Source organism: Fulvivirga sp., from assembly GCF_040220315.1.
In the GTDB taxonomy this organism is placed as follows: Bacteria; Bacteroidota; Bacteroidia; order Cytophagales; family Cyclobacteriaceae; genus Fulvivirga.
Genome location: NZ_JAVJUY010000085.1, coordinates 1 through 2,359 on the forward strand (window position 1 = coordinate 1; position 2,359 = coordinate 2,359).

Sequence of the window (2,359 nt, forward strand, 5' to 3'; positions counted from 1 at the left end):
ACTAGGTTCTAAACCCAAATCGTGCTAGTTTTATGCCTTGAACAAAGTAAAAACACGCGCCTTACAGGGGCGTTAGCGAGCACATTATGTATAAATACCTAATCTTTCTTTTCATACTTTTTTCCTGTTCAGACAACATCGAACGAACGTATTACCCTAGCGGTGAACTTTGGACGATGGGTGAACGAATTAACGGCAAACGGGAAGGAGATTGGATTCAATTTGAAGTGAACGGTGATACGGCATTTGTCACCCCCTATGTGAATGGCCTTAGGCATGGTGTAGAACGTCAATATGATAACAACAATGTTATGTCAACTTGGAGTTATCGACTCGACACAGGTCATGGGTTGTATCAGAACTTTTACCCAGATGGCTCTCTTCTAAATCAAGGATACAAGGAAAAAGGCTATCATGTTGGCGAGTGGACGAACTATTATAATAGTGGTGAAATTCAAAGTGTCGCTCTTATGAAAGACGAAATGCCAATAAGCGAAACGGGCTACTACAGAAACGGCCAAGTTCAATTCAAAATTGACGATAGAACCAACGGAACCTACACTTTCTACGACTCACTTGGCGGAAAGCTTTTCGAAGCAACCATGAAAGATGGACGACTGATAGATACTTTATTTCACCATCCTAACATGCCAAACCTATTAACGGAGGAATAAAGTAGAACGAAATAAACTCGCTAACATTAGATAGGAACGCATAGATATTGGAGCCTTTGGATTTTTTTCTGCCTGCTAAGCCGCTCACCTCTTGGATAGGATTTGTGGATTGGTTTATTTTTAGCCGGCTCGCTATCTTCACTGCACTTAACTAACTTTATACCTACGCGCCCTATCATAGCGTTAGCAGCCACAGTTATTCGAGAACATGTCGAGAAAAAGATGAGTATCAAAGGTATTCCTGTTAGACATATTAAAGCATCTAATGCAGACCAAGAAGTCCTAGAACATTTTAGCATACGTAAAGTTCAACAATTGACTTATAAACAAGATCTGTCACAGGATCTTCACCGGCATGATTTCTACTTTATTATAGCCATCGAAAAAGGCAGTGGTAGTCATGCCATCGATTTTAAGCACTACGGGTTATGTGACCATTGTATTTTTTTTATGCGCCCGGGCCAGGTACATGAACTCTTAATCAAAGCCGAGAGTACTGGCTTTTTAATGCAATTCAAACCAGACTTTTATCCATCTGGCCGGTTTTCGAAAGATTTACTTAGGTCACTTAGTCACCAGACTTTTTGTCAATTAAGTGAAGAGCAATTCCACCGACTTAAAACAATTTTGGATAACCTTAACACTGAATATCAGGAAAAACAAGTGAATTTTGGTGAAGCTCTCAAGGCTGGTCTTACAATTTTCTTTATCGAACTCTTAAGAAACAAAACACGCCCAGATGACTCAACTGATCAAAACATACCTTACCAACAGGACAGACTTGAAGAATTTTTGTCATTAGTTGAATCTCAGCTTGTTGACCATAAGGATGTCTCCTATTATATTGACCAATTGAATCTCTCCACGTTTCAGCTAAATGCTATCACTAAAAAACTGTTAGATAAAACTGCTTCCGAACTGATCGATGAGCAGGTTATTCTGGAGAGTAAAAGGCATTTGCTTGCTACTTCAGATCAGGTTAATCAGATAGCTTACAAACTCGGTTACGATGATCCATCCTATTTCATTCGGTTTTTTAAGAAGCACACCGGGCATTCGCCCCAGGCATTTCGGCAGAATTTCAGATAAGTCCTTTCCAACTTCATTTTTGTCCTATCAGTCTCACTTTGAGACAATATAGCTTTGTCGGTACAATTTGAAACATAAATTATATTGACATGAAGACGAAAATGAGGCTCATAGCTTCTCTTAAGATTTGGGTGGTTATTTACCCATCCATAACGTTGTTTCTTTATTTGTTTGGAGACGTCATGGCAAACATGCCGTTATACCAACGCACTTTTATACTTACGGCCTCATTGGTGCCGTGGATAGTATTTCTTGGGGTCCCCTTTGTTGAGTTGATAATTGGTTTGATAAGGCCCGATCTAAAAAGAAAATGAAAATTCTGGTTTCAGGCCCAACGAATTCGGCCGTATTTACACGAAGAGAATTTGTAATGCAATGCGGGGCTACTTTGACAGCCCTCGCATTGCCCTCCTACCCTCTCCCGAAAAAAATGAACACTATGGAAAAACAAGAAAAATATGACGTAATTATAATTGGTGGAAGCTATTCAGGCCTTGCAGCTGGCATGGCATTAGGAAGATCATTACGAAAAGTTTTAATCATTGACAGTGGCCACCCCTGCAATTTTCAAACACCTTATTCCCATAACTTTCTCA

General features: G+C 39.8%; 3 protein-coding genes and 1 pseudogene. All 4 read left to right on the top strand.

What is annotated here, in order from left to right; all coding sequences use genetic code 11:
* Positions 1–86: 86 nt before the first annotated feature.
* Complete coding sequence (locus tag RLO81_RS03800; protein WP_350107464.1) at positions 87–674, top strand: toxin-antitoxin system YwqK family antitoxin; 588 nt, start codon at positions 87–89, stop codon at positions 672–674.
* 222 nt (positions 675–896) lie between these two features.
* Entirely contained in the window at positions 897–1,763 is an 867-nt protein-coding gene (locus RLO81_RS03805; RefSeq protein ID WP_350107467.1) for a helix-turn-helix domain-containing protein, read from the top strand.
* 101 nt (positions 1,764–1,864) lie between these two features.
* The gene (locus RLO81_RS20655) at positions 1,865–2,077 is read left to right on the top strand and encodes a hypothetical protein (protein WP_502880428.1); all 213 of its coding nucleotides are present in this window, start codon (positions 1,865–1,867) and stop codon (positions 2,075–2,077) included.
* 116 nt (positions 2,078–2,193) lie between these two features.
* Positions 2,194–2,359: pseudogene (locus RLO81_RS03810) on the top strand (NAD(P)/FAD-dependent oxidoreductase); the annotation flags it as partial.

Excerpts from the sequence above, each read along its gene's own strand:
- RLO81_RS03800 (WP_350107464.1), top strand. The coding sequence starts at position 87 with ATGTATAAATACCTAATCTTTCTTTTCATACTTTTTTCCTGTTCAGAC.
- RLO81_RS03805 (WP_350107467.1), top strand. The coding sequence starts at position 897 with ATGAGTATCAAAGGTATTCCTGTTAGACATATTAAAGCATCTAATGCA.
- RLO81_RS20655 (WP_502880428.1), top strand. The coding sequence starts at position 1,865 with ATGAGGCTCATAGCTTCTCTTAAGATTTGGGTGGTTATTTACCCATCC.